The 16,896-nt window shown below is 60.7% G+C and carries 18 protein-coding genes; 9 read left to right on the top strand and 9 right to left on the bottom strand.

Features of this window, described 5'->3' with window-relative positions; all coding sequences use genetic code 11:
- Positions 1-90 precede the first annotated feature (90 nt).
- The 5 genes from ispG to ndk all read right to left on the bottom strand — a co-directional run bounded on the left by ispG (position 91) and on the right by ndk (position 4,608).
- Complete coding sequence (gene ispG, locus BN1133_RS00665; protein ID WP_050664716.1) at positions 91-1,206, bottom strand: flavodoxin-dependent (E)-4-hydroxy-3-methylbut-2-enyl-diphosphate synthase; 1,116 nt, start codon at positions 1,204-1,206, stop codon at positions 91-93.
- 7 nt (positions 1,207-1,213) lie between these two features.
- A complete protein-coding gene (locus tag BN1133_RS00660; protein ID WP_050664641.1) occupies positions 1,214-2,131 on the bottom strand; it encodes a RodZ domain-containing protein in 918 nt (305 codons plus the stop codon).
- Complete coding sequence (pilW, locus tag BN1133_RS00655; protein ID WP_050664640.1) at positions 2,121-2,900, bottom strand: type IV pilus biogenesis/stability protein PilW; 780 nt, start codon at positions 2,898-2,900, stop codon at positions 2,121-2,123. Before pilW ends, BN1133_RS00660 begins: the two co-directional genes overlap by 11 nt.
- A 28-nt stretch (positions 2,901-2,928) precedes the next feature.
- Positions 2,929-4,032 (bottom strand): dual-specificity RNA methyltransferase RlmN, encoded by a 1,104-nt coding sequence (rlmN, locus tag BN1133_RS00650; protein WP_050664639.1) that lies wholly within the window; start codon positions 4,030-4,032, stop codon positions 2,929-2,931.
- Positions 4,033-4,179: 147 nt separating this feature from the next.
- Positions 4,180-4,608 (bottom strand): nucleoside-diphosphate kinase, encoded by a 429-nt coding sequence (ndk, locus tag BN1133_RS00645; RefSeq protein ID WP_050664638.1) that lies wholly within the window; start codon positions 4,606-4,608, stop codon positions 4,180-4,182.
- Between the two features lie 470 nt (positions 4,609-5,078).
- On the opposite strand from ndk, the gene BN1133_RS00640 reads away from it, so the two are divergent.
- The 5 genes from BN1133_RS00640 (at position 5,079) to BN1133_RS19920 (ending at position 8,368) form a co-directional block, all read left to right on the top strand.
- Positions 5,079-5,999, top strand: coding sequence for a LysR family transcriptional regulator (locus BN1133_RS00640; RefSeq protein ID WP_050664637.1), 921 nt, complete (start codon positions 5,079-5,081; stop codon positions 5,997-5,999).
- A 65-nt stretch (positions 6,000-6,064) separates the two neighbouring features.
- On the top strand, positions 6,065-6,421 hold the full coding sequence (locus BN1133_RS00635; protein WP_050664636.1) for an ArsC family reductase: 357 nt from the start codon (positions 6,065-6,067) through the stop codon (positions 6,419-6,421).
- Positions 6,422-6,426: 5 nt separating this feature from the next.
- A complete protein-coding gene (dapE, locus tag BN1133_RS00630; RefSeq protein ID WP_082177841.1) occupies positions 6,427-7,554 on the top strand; it encodes a succinyl-diaminopimelate desuccinylase in 1,128 nt (375 codons plus the stop codon).
- Positions 7,551-8,225 carry a M15 family metallopeptidase gene (locus tag BN1133_RS00625; protein ID WP_050664634.1) on the top strand — a complete coding sequence of 225 codons (675 nt, stop codon included), beginning with the start codon at positions 7,551-7,553 and terminating at the stop codon, positions 8,223-8,225. Before dapE ends, BN1133_RS00625 begins: the two co-directional genes overlap by 4 nt.
- Positions 8,222-8,368, top strand: a complete 147-nt coding sequence (locus BN1133_RS19920) for a hypothetical protein (RefSeq protein ID WP_136613850.1) — start codon at positions 8,222-8,224, stop codon at positions 8,366-8,368. Before BN1133_RS00625 ends, BN1133_RS19920 begins: the two co-directional genes overlap by 4 nt.
- Before the next feature lie 55 nt (positions 8,369-8,423).
- Here the strand turns inward: BN1133_RS19920 and BN1133_RS00620 are convergent, their stop codons facing one another.
- Positions 8,424-9,026: a peroxiredoxin C gene (locus BN1133_RS00620; protein WP_050664633.1), complete on the bottom strand. Its 603-nt coding sequence runs from the start codon at positions 9,024-9,026 to the stop codon at positions 8,424-8,426.
- 147 nt (positions 9,027-9,173) lie between these two features.
- On the opposite strand from BN1133_RS00620, the gene BN1133_RS00615 reads away from it, so the two are divergent.
- Positions 9,174-10,100 (top strand): hydrogen peroxide-inducible genes activator, encoded by a 927-nt coding sequence (locus BN1133_RS00615; protein ID WP_050664632.1) that lies wholly within the window; start codon positions 9,174-9,176, stop codon positions 10,098-10,100.
- Between the two features lie 56 nt (positions 10,101-10,156).
- Here BN1133_RS00615 and BN1133_RS00610 read toward each other — a convergent pair whose 3' ends face one another.
- On the bottom strand, positions 10,157-11,395 hold the full coding sequence (locus BN1133_RS00610; protein WP_050664631.1) for a uracil-xanthine permease family protein: 1,239 nt from the start codon (positions 11,393-11,395) through the stop codon (positions 10,157-10,159).
- A gap of 282 nt (positions 11,396-11,677) precedes the next feature.
- Between BN1133_RS00610 and BN1133_RS19420 the strand changes: the two genes are divergently transcribed.
- Together BN1133_RS19420 and BN1133_RS19415 are read left to right on the top strand one after the other, a co-directional pair.
- Positions 11,678-12,754 (top strand): Hint domain-containing protein, encoded by a 1,077-nt coding sequence (locus BN1133_RS19420; protein ID WP_082177840.1) that lies wholly within the window; start codon positions 11,678-11,680, stop codon positions 12,752-12,754.
- A 6-nt stretch (positions 12,755-12,760) separates the two neighbouring features.
- A complete protein-coding gene (locus BN1133_RS19415) occupies positions 12,761-13,102 on the top strand; it encodes an RT0821/Lpp0805 family surface protein (RefSeq protein ID WP_082177839.1) in 342 nt (113 codons plus the stop codon).
- A 27-nt stretch (positions 13,103-13,129) separates the two neighbouring features.
- On the opposite strand, the gene BN1133_RS00590 is transcribed toward BN1133_RS19415, so the two are convergent.
- On the bottom strand, positions 13,130-14,845 hold the full coding sequence (locus tag BN1133_RS00590; RefSeq protein ID WP_050664627.1) for an NAD-dependent malic enzyme: 1,716 nt from the start codon (positions 14,843-14,845) through the stop codon (positions 13,130-13,132).
- A 203-nt stretch (positions 14,846-15,048) separates the two neighbouring features.
- Here BN1133_RS00590 and BN1133_RS00585 point away from each other — a divergent pair, with 203 nt between their 5' ends.
- Positions 15,049-15,651 carry a hypothetical protein gene (locus BN1133_RS00585; protein WP_153006668.1) on the top strand — a complete coding sequence of 201 codons (603 nt, stop codon included), beginning with the start codon at positions 15,049-15,051 and terminating at the stop codon, positions 15,649-15,651.
- Positions 15,652-15,855: 204 nt separating this feature from the next.
- Here BN1133_RS00585 and BN1133_RS00580 read toward each other — a convergent pair whose 3' ends face one another.
- Positions 15,856-16,803: a transposase gene (locus tag BN1133_RS00580; protein WP_050664625.1), complete on the bottom strand. Its 948-nt coding sequence runs from the start codon at positions 16,801-16,803 to the stop codon at positions 15,856-15,858.
- Positions 16,804-16,896 lie beyond the last annotated feature (93 nt).

Below are 16,896 nucleotides of genomic sequence, written 5' to 3'. Positions count from 1 at the left end.
GACTTTCCCCCACGAGGTAAAACCGGGTTGGAGGGACGAGAAAGCGACCATTCGAAACGGCACGGGCCACCCGAGGTGGCCCGCCATGGATTAACGCTCGTCCACCTGGATCTGGTTGCTCGGATCCAGCATGGCGGCACGGGCACGGATACGCTGCTCCAGCACCGGCACCAGCGCCTTGTTATCGAGCCGGTCGACCCGCTGTCCGCCCTCGTAGAAGGCGCTCTTGTTGGCCGCACCGGCGAGCCCCAGATCCGACACCAGCGCCTCACCGGGACCGTTCACCACACAACCAATGATGGAGACATCCATGGGCGTGATGATGTCCTCGAGGCGCTGCTCGAGCTCGTTGACCGTACCGATGACGTCGAACTCCTGACGGGAGCAGGAGGGACAGGCGATGAAGTTGATGCCACGGGAGCGGATGCGCAGGGACTTGAGAATATCGAAGCCCACCTTCACCTCCTCCACCGGATCGGCGGCGAGCGAGATGCGCAGGGTGTCACCGATGCCGTCGGCCAGCAACATGCCAAGGCCGATGGAGGACTTCACCGCACCGGCGCGGAAGCCGCCCGCCTCGGTGATCCCCAGATGCAGGGGCTGCTCTATCTGCCTGGCCAGCAGGCGATAGGCGCCGACCGCCAGGAAGACATCGGACGCCTTGACGCTCACCTTGAAGTTCTGGAAGTCCAGCTTGTCGAGGTAGTCCACGTGGCGCAGGGCAGACTCCACCAGCGCCTCGGGGGTCGGCTCACCGTACTTCTCCTGCAGATCGCGCTCGAGCGATCCGCCGTTGACCCCGATACGGATCGGGATGTTGAGATCCCGCGCACAGTCGACCACGGCGCGGATACGCTGCTCGTTGCCGATATTGCCCGGGTTGATGCGCAGGCAGTCGGCACCGTACTCGGCCACCTTGAGGGCGATGCGGTAGTCGAAATGGATGTCGGCGACCACGGGGATGCGGGTCTGCTCCTTGATGAGGCGAAACGCTTCGGCCGCCTCCATGGTGGGCACCGAGACCCGCACGATGTCGGCACCGACCCGCTCGATACGGCGGATCTGCTCGACCGTGGCGGCCACATCCGTGGTCTTGGTGTTGGTCATGGTCTGCACCGTGATGGGGGCATCGCCCCCCACCGGCACATTGCCGACCATGATCTGCCGGGACTTGCGGCGAACGATGGGAGATGCGTGGGAAGACATGGGCATCTTACTCCTGCGGCAGGGTCATACGGGCGGTACGGCCGTTGTTGTAACGGCTCATGTCGATCTCCTGACCCTTGTATTGAATACGGATGGCCATGGGGGCGCCAATATGCAGGCGCAGGGGCTCCTTCCCTTCCAGCAGCAGCTCGTCATTGGCGCGCTTGAGACCGCTAAACAGGCTCTTGCCACTGGCATCTTTCACATCCAGCCAGCAGTCGGCAGTGAAACTCATCTTGAGCTGGGGCACGGCACTCCCCTGCTCGTCGGCCGGGGCCGGCTCGGGGGTCTGGGTAGCGGTCGCCGCACTGGCCACCGGAGCATCACTGTTCGCTGCGCCATCCTCTGGCGCACCGACGGCGACCCCGGCCTCGCTGACATCGCTCAGCGGGGGCTGCTCGGCGGCAGGCAACAACGGCGTTTCGGCCGGAACCAGGTCGGCGAGTGTGGCCTCGGCCGGGGCGGCCGTCTCGCTGGCGGCGAGCTGCTCCTGACCGGCTGCGCGGCGATTGGACTCCTGCCACCACCAGGCCACCAGCAGACCCGCCAGTGCCAGCACCACCAACCAGGTGACGATCTTGAGCCGGCTGTCGCTGGCCTCACGGCGGGTACGCTTGGAGAAGCTCTGCATGTTGACGCCCTGCACCGGCTCCAGGCCGAGATGGGCATAGGCTTCCAGGATCTTGCCCTCCTCGATACCGACCAGCTTGGCGTAGGTACGCAGATAGCCGCGGATAAAGGTGGGTGACGTGTGTTTGTCGTAAGTATCAGACTCGATGGCCGCAATCAGGGTAAGGCGAAGATGAAGGCGGGATGCGACCTGCTCACGGCTCCAACCCATGGCTTCACGGGCTGTGCGCAGCAACTGGCCTGGGCCAACTACCGGGGAGGAGTCTTGGGAATCAAATTGCTGTTCAGTAGTCATTGGCTAAGTAACGCTTGGCTTGTTGCGAATTGGGAAACTGTTCAACCAGTTGCGAACCATACTGGTGCAATTGGGCTGGCCTGTCGAGAGATTGGGCGAGGCGAAGACGCAACCACAAGCTGGCCGGACTCTCCACCGCCACCTCCCCGTATCGGGTCAGATAGGCCTGGGCATCATCGGGCTTGTTGTGAGTGAGTGAGATATCGGCCAGATCCAACAGCAGGCTCGGTTTGCGCGGATTATACCCCAAGGCCAGACGATAGTACTCACTCGCTTTCTCATTTTTGCCGCTTTGTGTCGCGCAGATCGCCGCATTTTCATAGGTGTCGGCGATCTTGGCGTAGCCGGGCTCAACCACGGTGCGATTGAACATCTGATCCGCCTCATCGTAGCGCTGACGGGCACAGAGGAAGGCACCGTAGTTGTTCATGGCATCGGCGGCATGGGGATCGAGTTCGAGCACCTTGCGATAGCTGCGCTCGGCGGCGGTGTAATCCTTCACGGACTGATAGAAGTAGGCGTAACCCAGATAGACTTCCGGGTTGTTTTCGTCGTATTGCAGGGCGCGGTCGAGGTTGAACTTGGCTTGTTCCGGATTGCCCTTGCGCAGGTATTGCAGACCGAGATCGAGACGGGTCTTGGCGGCCGCCTTGTAATCGGGGCCCATCACCTCATGCTGGGTACCGGTTTGCCCGACATAAGAGGTTTCGGTCACACAAGCGGGCAGTGCCACCAGCACTGCCCCCATCAACAGGATTCGACTATCCATGGTCCATCCCAACGCAAGAGCTTGAAGATTAGACCATTTTGACGGAAATACCCTCTTCTTGCATCCGCTTTTTCATGGTGCGCTTGGTACGGTCGATGACATCGCCGACCAGTTGGCCACAGGCGGCATCGATATCATCACCCCGGGTCTTTCGCACGATCACGGTAAAACCGTACTCCATCAGCACCTTGGAGAAGCGATCGATCCGGCTGTTGCTCGGCTTGCCATAGGGGTTACCCGGGAAGGGGTTGAAGGGGATCAGGTTGATCTTGCTCGGGGTATCCTTGAGCGCCTGGGCCAGCTCATGGGCATGCTGCATGTCATCATTGATATGATCGAGCAACACATACTCCACGGTGACGCGACCCTGGTTGGCATTGGATTTCTCCAGATAACGGCGCACGCCGGCGAGGAAGGCCTCAATGTTGTATTTATCGTTGATCGGCATGATCTCGGAACGCAGCTTGTCGTTGGGCGCGTGCAGGGAGATGGCCAGCGCCACGTCGATCTGCTCGCCGAGCAGATCCAGTGCCGGCACCACCCCGGAGGTGGAGAGGGTGACCCGACGCTTGGAGAGACCAAAGCCGTAGTCATCGAGCATCAGCTTCATGGCCGGTACCACGTTGGCCAGGTTGAGCAGGGGCTCACCCATCCCCATCATCACCACGTTGGTGATGGGGCGCTTGCCCCCCACGACCTTGGCCGCACGCCACACCTGACCGATGATCTCGGAGACCCGCAGGTTGCGGTTGAACCCTTGCTGGGCGGTGGAGCAGAACTTGCACTCGAGGGCACAGCCCACCTGGGAAGAAACGCACAGGGTGGCGCGATCTTCTTCCGGAATGTAGACAGTCTCGACCTCCTGATCTCCCACCTGCAGGGCCCACTTGATGGTGCCATCGGAGGAGCGTTGCTCGCGGCTGATCTCGGGGGCGCGGATCTCGGCGATGGCCTTGAGGCGCTCGCGCAACACCTTGTTGACGTTGGTCATCTGATCGAAATCGTCGCAACCGAAGTGATAGATCCACTTCATCACCTGATCGGCACGAAACGGCTTTTCGCCCAATTCGACGAAGAAGGCGCGCAGTGCATCGCGATCCAGATCCAGCAGGTTGGTTTTCATTTCGCTCATCAGAACCTCAGACAAATTGACAGACCCCGTAAAAAGGGCGCGGCATTGTACAAATAATGGTGGTGCCTTTCCACCCACAGAACAACCGGGAATAGAGAAAAAGCAAGGGGGGGAGCCCAGGCTCCCCCCCCTCGTTACCACGCCGGATTAACCGCGCGGGCAGATTTCGTTGTCACCGAAGAAATAGGCGATCTCGCGAGCGGCAGAGGCCGGGGCGTCGGAGCCGTGTACGGCGTTGCGATCGATGCTCTCGGCGAAGCAGGCGCGCAGGGTGCCGGCCAGGGCCTCTTTCGGGTTGGTGGCACCCATGATCTCGCGGTGACGGCGGATGGCCTCTTCGCCTTCCAGCACCTGTACCATGACGGGACCGGAGGTCATGAAGTTGACCAGACCCTCGAAGAAGGGCTTACCTTCGTGCTCGGCATAGAAGCCCATGGCCTGTTCACGGGTCATGTGCAGCATCTTGGCGGCAACAATACGCAGGCCGGCGGTTTCAAAACGGTTGTAGATGGCACCGATCAGGTTCTTGCTGACGGCATCCGGCTTGACGATGGAGAAGGTACGTTCGATAGCCATTATGTTCTTTCCTTAACTGCAGAGGGTTCTTGTTGTAATCCGTTTGCGGGCGCGATTATACGTAAAGAAAAAACGGAAAAACACACAAAAATTCAACCTTTCCTTAAAATCGAAGCTCATTTGAACAACATCACGACCTGTGATGCCACTCCTTGATACCAGAAAACGGCCAATTGCACACGAATAGCGCATCGGTATCGTGAAAGAGATCGAAAAGGGGAGGAGCAGCGGGCCCGGGAGAAGCGCAGAAAAAACCCCGCCACTGGGCGGGGTAAAGCAAGCAACACTCCGGTTTCCCGGAGAAAGAGTTCAGGCTGTCGACTCACCACTCCCCGGCACCACGCTTGGGGAGCGATGACCATCACACCTCCTCCACGGCAGAGGCCGCAAAGGAACCATGCTGACATTCGACGGTGAAAGAGACTAAAGTGGAGTCCCCACTTAAGGAAATGATTTATTAGCATTACATTATGCACAAAACGAATTTACGAGGACTTGACCTCAACCTGTTGGTGATCCTTAAGGTGCTGCTCGATGAGTGCAACACCACCAAGGCAGCCGAGCGACTGGCCATGAGCCAACCCGCCGTGAGTCGTGCACTGGCCCGGCTGCGCACCATGTATGACGATCCCCTGCTGGTGCGGACCCCCCAGGGAATGGAGCCGACCGCCAAGGCTCTGCTGCTGCGACAACCCCTGCGCGAGATATTGCAGTCGGTCGAGCAGACCCTGCTCCCACCGGCGCCGCCCGAGCCCACCGAATTTACCGGTACCCTGCGCATCGCCGCTCACACCTATATGGAGTACGTGATCCTGCCCGGCCTCATCGAGCAGCTCCATCAGGAGGCCCCTCACCTCACCCTTCATATCATGCCCCTCGGCGCCGATTATGAGCGCCTGCTCGACGAGGGCACGGTGAGCATGGTCATTACCAAGCAAGATGAGGTGCCCAGCCGCTTCGAGCTGATTCGCCTGCTCGAGGACCGGCTGATCTGTGTAGCCAGCAGGCAGCACCCCTGCGCGGGCCAACGGATCGACTACGAGGCCTTTGCCAACGCCGATCACCTGCTGGTTGCCCCGCGTGGCTCGGAGGGGGGGGTCCTCGACGAGATCCTGCTCCGGGAGGGGTTCAAACGTCACACCCAGCTCATCGTGCAGAGTTTTCTCTCGGCTCCCTTTATCCTCTCTCGCTCGGGGCTGCTGCTCACCTCGCCAGCCCGGGTGCTCGCCCCCCTGATGGAGCATCTGGAGCTGACCGAGATAGCGACCCTCTTCCCGCTGCCACGCTTTGCCATCAGCCAGATCCGCCACCGGCGGGATGAAGGAGACGCACTGCTTAACTGGTTCTCGGGCAGACTAAGACGCTGGTGCGCCGATCTGCAGACCGTGTGACGGTTGCCTGGCCGCCCTGCCGATGCCAGAATCGGTCGCTTCGAGGAGAGTAAGTGGAGAACACAATGCAAGTGGTGATGTACGGGATCAAGAACTGCGACACCATCAAGAAGGCCCGCAAGTGGCTGGAGGCGGCCGGCATCGACTACCGCTTTCACGATGTGCGCGCCGATGGCCTCGATGAGGCGGCGCTGGATGGCTGGCTCGACACCCTCGGCTGGGAGGCCCTGCTCAATACCCGTGGCACCACCTTCCGCGCCTTGCCCGATGACCAAAAGGTCGATCTCGACCGGGAGCGCGCTCGTGCCCTGATGCTGGCCCAACCGGCCATGATCAAGCGCCCCGTGCTGCAACTGGGGGACGCCTTCCATCTCGGCTTCAAGGCCGAGCAATACCAAACCCTGTTTCATACCCAAGGATGACCCCGATGTCTGATGTCATCGAGCTGGCCAAGGAGTTGATCCGCCGCCCCTCCGTCACCCCCCTCGACGAGGGGTGCCAAACCCTGATGGGCGAGCGTCTCGCCGCCCTCGGTTTCGTACTCGAACCCATGGTGTTCGAAGACACCACCAACCTCTGGGCACGCCGCGGCAATGATGGTCCCCTCTTCTGCTTTGCCGGCCACACCGACGTGGTGCCGGCCGGCCCGCTGGAGAAGTGGCGCACCCCGCCGTTTGAGCCAACCCTCGAGGAGGGCATGCTCTATGGTCGCGGCGCCGCCGACATGAAGGGCTCCCTCGCGGCCATGGTGGTGGCGGTGGAGCGCTTCGTCGCCGCTCACCCGGAGCACCCTGGCTCCATTGCCTTCCTCATCACCTCTGACGAGGAGGGGCCCTTTATCAACGGCACGGTACGCGTGATCGAGACCCTCGAGGCGCGTGACGAGAAGATCACCTGGTGCATCGTCGGTGAGCCCTCTTCCACCGCCCAGGTGGGGGACGTGGTGAAAAACGGCCGCCGTGGTTCACTCACCGGCGATCTGCTGGTCAAGGGGGTACAGGGGCATGTGGCCTACCCCCACCTGGCGGATAACCCGATCCATCGTGCGGCGCCGGCCCTGGCCGAGCTGGCCGCCACCGAGTGGGATCGGGGTAACGACTTCTTCCCCCCCACCAGCTTCCAGATCGCCAATATCGGCGGTGGCACCGGCGCCTCCAACGTCATTCCGGGCGAACTCAGCGTGCAGTTCAACTTCCGCTTCAGCACCGAGTCGACCGCCGAGGGGCTCAAGGAGCGGGTCGACAGCCTGCTGGCTCGCCATGGACTCGATTACGAGCTGAGCTGGACCCTCTCCGGCGAGCCCTTCCTGACCGACACCGGCGCCCTGCTCGACGCCACCGTGGCCGCCATCGATGCGGTCAACGGCCAACGTCCCGCGCTGCTGACCACGGGGGGAACCTCGGACGGGCGCTTCATCGCCCCGACCGGCGCCCAGGTGATCGAACTCGGGCCGGTCAATGCCACCATCCACAAGGTCAACGAATGCATCAAGGCAAGCGATCTGGATCTGCTGGCCGACATGTACCAGGGCGTGCTGGAGCGCCTGCTGGCATGACCCCGGAGCAGTTGATCGGCATCGATGACCAGCATCTGATCCTGCTGGGGAGTGGCCCCCACCGCCTGGCCCCGGAGACGGCTCACGCCTTCTCCGCCATGCAGCAGGCGGCCAGCGCCCAGGGTCACAATCTGCAGCCGGCCTCGAGCTGGCGCAGTTTCGAGCGCCAGCTCCTCATCTGGAACGGCAAGTGGCGCGGTGAGCGGCCCCTGCTTGGCGCAGAGGGAGAGCAGCTCGACGTGACCACCCTCAGCGACGAGCAGAAACTCGAGGCGATCCTGCGCTGGAGCGCTCTGCCCGGCATCAGCCGCCACCACTGGGGCACGGATCTCGACATCTATGACCCCGACCGCCTGCCCGAGGGCACAGGGCTGCAACTGGAGGCCTGGGAATATGAGGCAGGAGGCTGGTTTGCCGAACTCTCCCTCTGGCTGCAGGCACACATGGAAGAGTTCGGCTTCTTTCTCCCCTATCGTGGAACCCGGGGGAGAGTGGCCTACGAGCCCTGGCATCTGAGCCATGCCCCCCTTGCCCGGGGCCTGCAAATCGACCGCCATGTGCTGGCCAAACGGCTGGCCATGAGCGACATTGAAGGCAAGGCGCTGATCCTGGACCGACTCGATGAGATCATCGAGCGCCACTGCGCCATCAGCGGGGAGGAGGAGCGATGAACCTGTGGCTGTGGATTGGCATCCCCCTGCTCTTTGTACTTGGGGTCTTTCTTAACGCAATCAAAGATATGCGTCGCCTTGAGAAGGAGCTGCCCAAATACAAGGACAAGATCCGCGAGGTCAAGGACGATGAGGAGGATTGACCTTCGTCCATAAAAAAACCGGAGCCCATGGCTCCGGTTTTTCGTCTCGCAAGCCTTACAGGCTGGAGGCGTTTTCCTTGAGGTACTTGGCCACGCCTTCGGTGGAAGCCTGCATACCCTGCTTACCCTTCTCCCACTGAGCCGGGCACACTTCGCCGTGCTCTTCGTGGAATTGCAGGGCATCGACCATGCGCAGCATCTCGTCGATGTTACGGCCCAGCGGCAGATCGTTGACGACCTGATGACGCACGACGCCATCCTTGTCGATCAGGAAGGAGCCACGGAAGGCAACACCGGCCTCCGGATGCTCTACGTCATAGGCCTTGCAGATGTCGTGCTTGACGTCGGCAACCAGCGGGTACTTCACCGGGCCGATGCCACCGTCTTCGATCTTGGTGTTACGCCAGGCGTTGTGGCTGAACTGAGAGTCGATAGAGACGCCGATCACTTCTACACCACGGGCCTTGAACTCGGCATAGCGGTGATCGAAGGCGATGAGCTCGGAGGGGCAGACAAAGGTGAAGTCCAGGGGATAGAAGAACAGAACTGCCGGCTTGCCTTTGATATGGGAAGAGAGATTGAAGCTGTCGACGATTTCGCCACTACCCATGACGGCGGCGGCGGTAAAATCGGGAGCGGGACGGCCTACCAGTACCATATTCGTATCCTCATCGATTAGAGTTGCGATTCATACGCCGAGCCATGTTTCGTTTGAAGCGACTCAACGTTGACCGGGACAATAATATAGTCCCGGTGTTAAATTAGTGAAATGGAATTATTTAGATAGCATTAATCGGTTTACTCTATGCAACGTTGGCCAAGCCTGAAACAGCTGCAGTACCTCGTCGCCCTGGACGAGCAGAAGAACTTTAACCGTGCCGCCAAGGCATGCCATGTGAGCCAATCCACCCTCAGTACCGGCATCCAGAACCTCGAAGAGATGATGAACCTGCAACTGGTCGAGCGGGATCACAAGAGCTTCATCATGACCCCCATCGGCAGCGAGATCGTCGAGCGGGCGCGCAGGTTGCTCTCCGATGCCCGCGACATGATGGAGCTGGGGCAGCATCAGGGCGGGGTGATGCAGGGGATGATTCGCCTGGGTTGCATTCCCACCATAGCCCCCTTCCTCCTGAGCCGGTTGGTCAAGGCGTGTGGACAGAGCTATCCCGAGCTGGAGCTGCTGCTGCGCGAAGACACCACCGCCAACCTGCTCAAGCTGCTCGAGCAAGGGGAGCTGGATCTGCTGATCCTGGCCCTGCCCATCGACGTGGGCGGTTTTCACTGCAAGTCGGTCGGCAGCGATCCTTTCAAGATGGTGATGCGCCAGGAGATGGCCGACCGCCTGCACATGCCGCTCGACTATCGCGAGCTGCCCAACCAGAGCATCTTCCTGCTCGAGCGGGAGCACTGCCTGACCGATCATGCGGTCAGCGCCTGCCGCCTGCGTGACAAGGATAAGATCAACCCCTTTGCGGCCACCAGCCTGCACACCCTGGTCGAGATGGTTGGCGCCGGCCTTGGCACCACCTTCCTGCCGCAGATGGCCATCGATGCAGGTATCCTCAACAACAGCGATCTCATCGCCATCCAGCCGCCGGGGGAGCAAGCCTCCCGGGAGATTGGCCTGGTCTGGCGCCCCAGCACCACCCGGGTGCAGACCTTCTACAAGTTGGCCGAGCTGCTCAAGCCCCTTGTCTGTCCGACCAGTCAAGAGGTCGTACCTGCCTGACCCCTAACGAAAGAAGCCACCCTGAGGTGGCTTCTTTGCATTGGCACTCATCTCGCTTAGTCGCGGGCCGAGGCCATCTCCCCCTGCTCGGAGTGCATCGGCAGGATGAGGTTGAGCAAGATGGCGGCAATCGATGCCAGGCCGACACCGGCCAGGGCAAAGTCACCGATCTTCATCTCCAGAGAGCCGATGCCGACGGTCAGGGTGATGGCGACGATGGCGATGTTACGCGCCAGACCCAGATCTACCTTGGACTCGACCAGGGTCTTGAGACCGATGGCGGCGATGGATCCGAACAGCAGCAGCATGATGCCACCCATCACCGGCATGGGGATGGAGGTGAGCAGGGCGTTGAACTTGCCGAAGAAGGCCAGGATGATGGCAAACACGGCGGCCCAGGTCATGGTCACCGGGTTGAAGTTGCGGGTGATCATCACGGCGCCGGTCACTTCGGCATAGGTGGTGACGGGGGGACCACCGATCAGGCCGGCGAAGCAAACGCCGAAGCCATCACCGGCCAGGGTGCGATGCAGACCCGGCTCCTTGGTGTAATCCTTGCCTGTCACACCACCGATGGCCAGCACGCCGCCGATGTGCTCGATGCAAGGGGCGATGGCCACCGGCAACATAAACAGCGCGGCGGCCCAGTTGACCTCGGGAGTCACGAAGTGGGGCATGGCCAGCCAGGGGGCGCTCACCATACCGTCGAAGTTCACCTCTCCCATCAACACGGCGGCCACATAGCCCGCCACCACACCGCTCAAGATCGGAATAAGCTTGACCCAGCCCTTGCAGAAGACGGCGGCGATCAGGGTCACGGCCAGCGAGATGCCGGCGAGGGTCAGGGCGGTGGAGAGGGGCATCACCTGCTCGCCACCGGCGCGGCCCATGGCCATGTTGCACGCCACCTGGGCCACCGACAGACCGATCACCATGATCACGGGGCCAATGACCACGGGAGGCAACAGGCGGTTTACCAGTCCCATGCCACGCACCCGGATGATGCCGGCCAGAATGAAGTACATGAAACCGGCGGCAAACAGCCCAAACATGGTGGAGGGCAGTCCCCAGGTCTGGGTGGCATAGATGATGGGAGCGATAAAGGCGAAGCTGGAGCCAAGGAAGATGGGAACCTGGCGACGGGTGCAGAGCTGGAACAAGAGGGTGCCGACACCGGCGCCAAGCAGCGCCATCGAGGGGTTGAGTCCGGTCAGCAGGGGCACCAGCACCATGGCGCCAAAGGCCACGAACAGGATCTGGAGCCCGGCGACACTTTGCTTTATGTGGGAAAACATGTGCATCCTTGGATTTTTCGTCGAAGATGTTAAAAACATCATCTTTCTATTCGACTCAGGAATTTTTCGTGATGTGCATCGGCATCATTGCCTGAATGACCATCACTTCCTGCTTGCGGGGGGCATGAAACCGCTATTTTGGAGGGGATTCGTTGCTGCAAGCATCGAGAACGCTATTTTACGCACTTTAATCTCACTTGCCAATCGTTTTGCTGCCACCCAGTGATCTTTCCCTCCTCTCCTATACTCCAGGTTACGACTCTGCTGAGGTGAGGATATGTCATGAAAACCCGTCACCCCCTGTCTCGGCGCCATTTGTTACTCAGTGGTGCAATCGCCTTGGCCCTCTACGCGATGCCGGTCACCTATGACTTCGAGCAGGGACACTGGCAACCCAATGCGGCCTTTGCCAAGTGCTGTTTTACCGGCGACACCCAGGTGCGAATGAGCGATGGCTCACGCAGGGCAATTGCGACCCTGCGCGCCGGTGATCGGGTGATGTCCGCCACAGGAAGGAGTAACCGAGTCCTGGCGGTGGAGTACGTCATACTGGGTAACCGGCTACTCTACGGCCTCAATGGGCTGGCGCCGTTTTTTACGGCCGAACACCCCTTCCTGACCCGACATGGCTGGGCAGCCATTCATCCCGCCATGACCCGACAGGAAAATCGAAGCCTGAACGTGCGCCCCCTGCTTTGTGGCATGGTGTTGCAAGGTTGGAGCTCACAGGCTTGTGAAGAGGGGGCTCTCGCCCTCTCACCGGAGCCTGACGAGATCCCGCTCACCACCCTCTATCAGCTCAAGACTGACCCTCTCACCCCGCTATTCAACCTCAGGCTGGATGGCGACCACACCTATTTCGCCCAGGATCTCGTGGTCCATAACAAAGATGGTGAAGGCGGTGGTGGAGGCAGCAGTGGCAGTGACGGAGGAGGAAGCGACAGCGATGGCGGCAGCAGCGGCAGTGACGGCGGAGGAAGCGACAGCGATGGCGGCAGCAGCGGCAGTGACGGCGGAGGAAGCGACAGCGATGGCGGCAGTCATCATGACGGTCACGATGACGGCACCCATGGCGAAGGGGAACATGCAGGAGGCGAGCACCATGCTGGCGGTGAACACCACGCCGGTGGTGAACGCCATGGAGGAGGAGCACGTCACGCAGCTGGCCGCGGACTCGGCAATGGGTTAGCAGATAATCCCGGCGAAGCCATCGATGCCAACGGCAACACATTAAGGGGGGATGGCACCCTCGACGATAACGGCAGCGACCTCGACGCCGGCGGCAATAAGCTGAGGGGGGATGGTACCCTCGACGATGAGCAGGAAAGGCAAGCGCTCGAGAGCGGTTTTAAGCAATAGGAGAAGATGATGCGAACGCTGATCCCATTACTGGCTCTCTGGCTGGCAGCATGTGCCAATCAAAATCAGCCTCCCCTGTATCAGGAGATGAATGAGGCGGATGTACGCCTTGCCAACCAGACATTGCAACAAGCGCTGCAGGAGCGTTCCAAAGGGGAGACGCTCACCTGGAGCAATGTAGAGAACCGCCACTTTGGTAGCATCACTCCCCTTCGGACGTTCCGCCAACAAAGTGGCCTCTACTGTCGCGACTACCGGGAAGATCTCTACATCGGTACTCGCCATCAGACTTGGCAGGATACCGCCTGCCGCCATCATAGCGGGCGCTGGCTCCCCCTGCGAGGATAGGGATGGCATGAGCCATCCCTTGTCAGGTCACACCTTGCGATAAGGCAGGTAGAGGGGCTCCCACATATGGCTGAGGAGATGCTGTTCGAGATCCTGGCCGATCAGGGGATGACCCGGGTCCCGGCGCACGATTTCTCTGAGCACGGCGGTTGCCACATGAACCGAGATGGCGCGCAGATCGCGGATCGGCGGGTAGACGGTACCCAGCTCCAGATCCTTGATGGCGACGCACTCCGAGAGGGCAAACGCTGCGGTGGTGAACATGTCAGGGGTAATCTCGCGTACCTGCCCGACAATGGCGGCCAACCCCACCCCCGGGAAGATGAAGACGTTGTTACCCTGACCGATGCGCACGCGGCGCCCTTCATAGTCGACCGGTGCGAAGGGACTGCCGGTGGCAACGATGGCGCGCCCCTGGCTCCAGCGGTAGATATCCTCGGGCAGCGCCTCGCAGTTGGCGGTGGGGTTGGAGAGGGGGAAGACCATGGGGCGTTCACTGTGCTCGAGCATCAGCTGAATGTGTTGCTCCTCAAAGGCGCCACCGGATCCGCTGGTGCCCAGCAACACGGTGATGGGCACATGGCGCAGCACATCGGCGAGATTCGCCCGGCCCGGTTGTTCCGTCTGCCACTTGGCCAGCAGGGTGCCCGACTTGGCGTAGCGGCGCTTGTACTCATCGAGCCCCTCGCGGTTGTCACACACCAACCCCTGGGTGTCGAGGATATAGATGCGATCGCGCGCCGCCTGGGGATCGAGCCCCTCGCGAATGAGGCCGGCGCAGATCTGATCGGCCACCCCCACCCCACCGGCGCCGGCGCCATAGACCAGGTAATTCTGGTGGGCCAGGGTTTCTCCCTTGGCCTTGACGGCACCAATGATGCCGGCCAGCACCACGGCCCCTGTGCCCTGAATGTCATCGTTAAACGAGGGGAGCGCCTGCTGATAGCGAGCCAGATTGTCAAAGGCGTTGGACTTGCTGAAATCCTCCCACTGCAGCACGGCGTTGGGGAAGTGGCGACGCACCCCCTGAACAAACTTGTCGATGAAGGCTTCATACTCCTTGCCACGGATCCGCTTGTGCGGCTGACCCAGATACATGGGATCATCGAGCAGCGTCTGGTTGTCGGTGCCCACGTCGAGGGCAATGGGCAGACAGCAGGCAGGATGAATGCCGGCAGCCAGGGTATAGAGGGAGAGCTTGCCGATGGGGATACCCATGCCGCCGACCCCCTGATCGCCGATACCCAGGATCCCCTGGCTGTCGGTGACTACGATGATGCGGATCGACTTGGCATCGAAGTGACGAGCCTGACTGCCCATGTCATCCACATTGCCCGGTGTGATATAGAGACCGCGCGGCTTCTGGAAGCGGTGGCTGAACTCCTGACACGCCTTGCCGACAGTCGGGGTATAGATATAGGGGGTCATCTCCTCCACGTGACGCGACAGCAGGGCGTAGAAGAGGGTCTCGTTTCTGTCTTGCAGTGCTCGCAGGTTCTGATACTTCTCGATGTCGCTACAGGCGCTCTTGAAGCCCTCATAGACCCGCTCGAGCTGGGCCTCGAAGGTCTGAACCTGGGGCGGCAGCAGGCCATCAAGGTCGAAATCGGCGCGCTCCTGCTCGGTGAAGGCGGTGCCCTTGTTGAGGTAGCGGTTATTGAGCAGATCGGTGCCGGTCAGGGAGACGGGACGAAACGCATTGCCCTCTGCATCCTTCCAGAGCAGATATTGTCCAGTTGCCATAGTCATTCTCTTGTTTTGGGTGATGGGCTCGCAGCCCGAAGAGCAAGACTCATAATGAAATCAATCATATGACGTTTGTATGGCCGGTTTTGTGAGCCCGGGCATAAAGCCGGTGACGCTTCATCTGACAACACCTTGAACGGGTATAGACGCAGCCAATCCTGCTTCCCAAAATGGCCCCTTTTCTCCACTTTCGTTTTTTTATGCACATTCTCTGGAATGCACTCAAACCCTATATTCTGATCGCCCTCTCCCTGCTCGCCATGACGATGGGTCTGAGCGCCCTGCCCCTCTACTTCGCCATCATTCTGGTCATCTACCCTGTCGCTCTGTGTGCCTGGGTGACCCGTTGGGAAGAGGCGCATCTCTTGCGAAGGGGCATCACCACGGTGGAGACCACCATCAATATGCGCGGGATCGTGTTTAACGAACCTCTTAGCCACCTGAGCGAGGTCTACTTCTTCTCACCCACTGTGATGGCCAACAAGTTGACGAATTTGGCCCTGCTAAAGCTCTTATGTGGTATGGGGCTACTGGCCCTCAGCGGGATCCAGGCTGCCCGTCTCGGGGTCATTCCACCGCAGACCTGGGATCAGATGGGCAGCCTGGCCATGGGGATAGCCATCTTTTGCCTTATCGGCCGCCAGGTCATGCAGGACTCAGCCCTCTATCACCAGTGTCGATATCGCCACTATCAGGAACTCTGCCATCGGCAAGAGGGCATCACCCTCTACAGCGCCGAGACGCTTCGCAAGAAGGGGCTCACCCAGTACCACCCCCCCATGCTGGAGGCGCTACTGAAATGATTCTCTAATTTGGGACATCCACCGTTGCAGTAAAGACGTTTGCTGATCACCCCCGTGAGGGGATTCTGTGTTGATCACTACGTGGAAATCATCAGAAAGGCAGGCCCAAGTCAGCAGGAATCTGGGCGCTCGCCGGCTCGCACAAAGCCAGTTACTTGGTGAACCTAATCACCATACAACTTCAAACACTGTATAGGGGCGAATTCAGTCAGCTGGCTGATGACACCGTCGCTGCCCGCAGTGCTGGGCGTAACGCTCTCGCGCCATGCCGTGACCGACGGCCCGGATGCCGCTTCGTTTGAACAGCCTCACCTGCTTGAGCCAGTCGTCACCGTCGAGTTGCAACCGTTGCAGGATGGGGGAAAGCGCCGCAGGGATATGGCCCCGCTTGTCATCGCGGATGGCTCGGCCAGTCCAGTCAACCAGCGCCAGATAGTCGCTGAAGGTGTAGGGAAGTGATTTGGCTTCATCTTTCTTGGCAAACGGCAGTAGCAGGGGCGGTAACTCGGTGGTTTGGGCACGGCCGAGACGCTGGCTGATGCTGGTGTAGTCGCTCTCCTCCGGTGTCTCAGCCAGTTTTGCTCGCACCGGGTTTAGCTCCACATAGGCCATGCAGGCGAGCAGCGCCGACTCGGTCAGCAGGGCTTGGCTCTTGAAGCGCCCCTCCCAGAAGTGGCCCTTGCAGCTATCTTCCTGATTGGCCTGACGGGCCAGCCCTTCATTGAGCAGGCGCGCAAACCAGCTGATAGAGTAGAGCCGCTCTCGCCACTGCTCTATCAACCCTTGCACTACCGCCAGCTCTGGCTCAATCAGGACATCCCCCTGATACCAGCGGCGCACCAGCAGCGGCCACTGGAACAACCCGGCCCAGCGCTCGGCCACCTCCCGCTCGCTCCAACCCTGCGCCTGCTCGGCCTCCACTTTCAGCACCAGATGGTAGTGGTTGCTCATCACCGCGTAGGCGCAGATGCCGATGGCAAAGAGCCGCGACAGCTGACCCAGCCGGTCTACCACCCACTGGCGTCGGTGCTCGTAACTCTGCCCCGAGTGGGCATCTTCCCCACACAGGAAGGCCCGCCGCACGCAGCGGCTCACCACGTGGTAGTAGGGCGTATCCTGCAAGCTGATTTGACGTGAACGGGCGATGGTCATGGCAAGTTCCTCGGCAGTGATGCCTCAAGTCCAGCAGAGCACTACGCCCCTGTCAAAATGGTGGATGTCCCAGAATCTGCTCATTAATTTATT

The organism is Aeromonas schubertii (genome assembly GCF_000820105.1).
GTDB lineage: Bacteria > Pseudomonadota > Gammaproteobacteria > Enterobacterales > Aeromonadaceae > Aeromonas > Aeromonas schubertii.
This window is presented reverse-complemented; position numbering and strand designations above follow the sequence as displayed.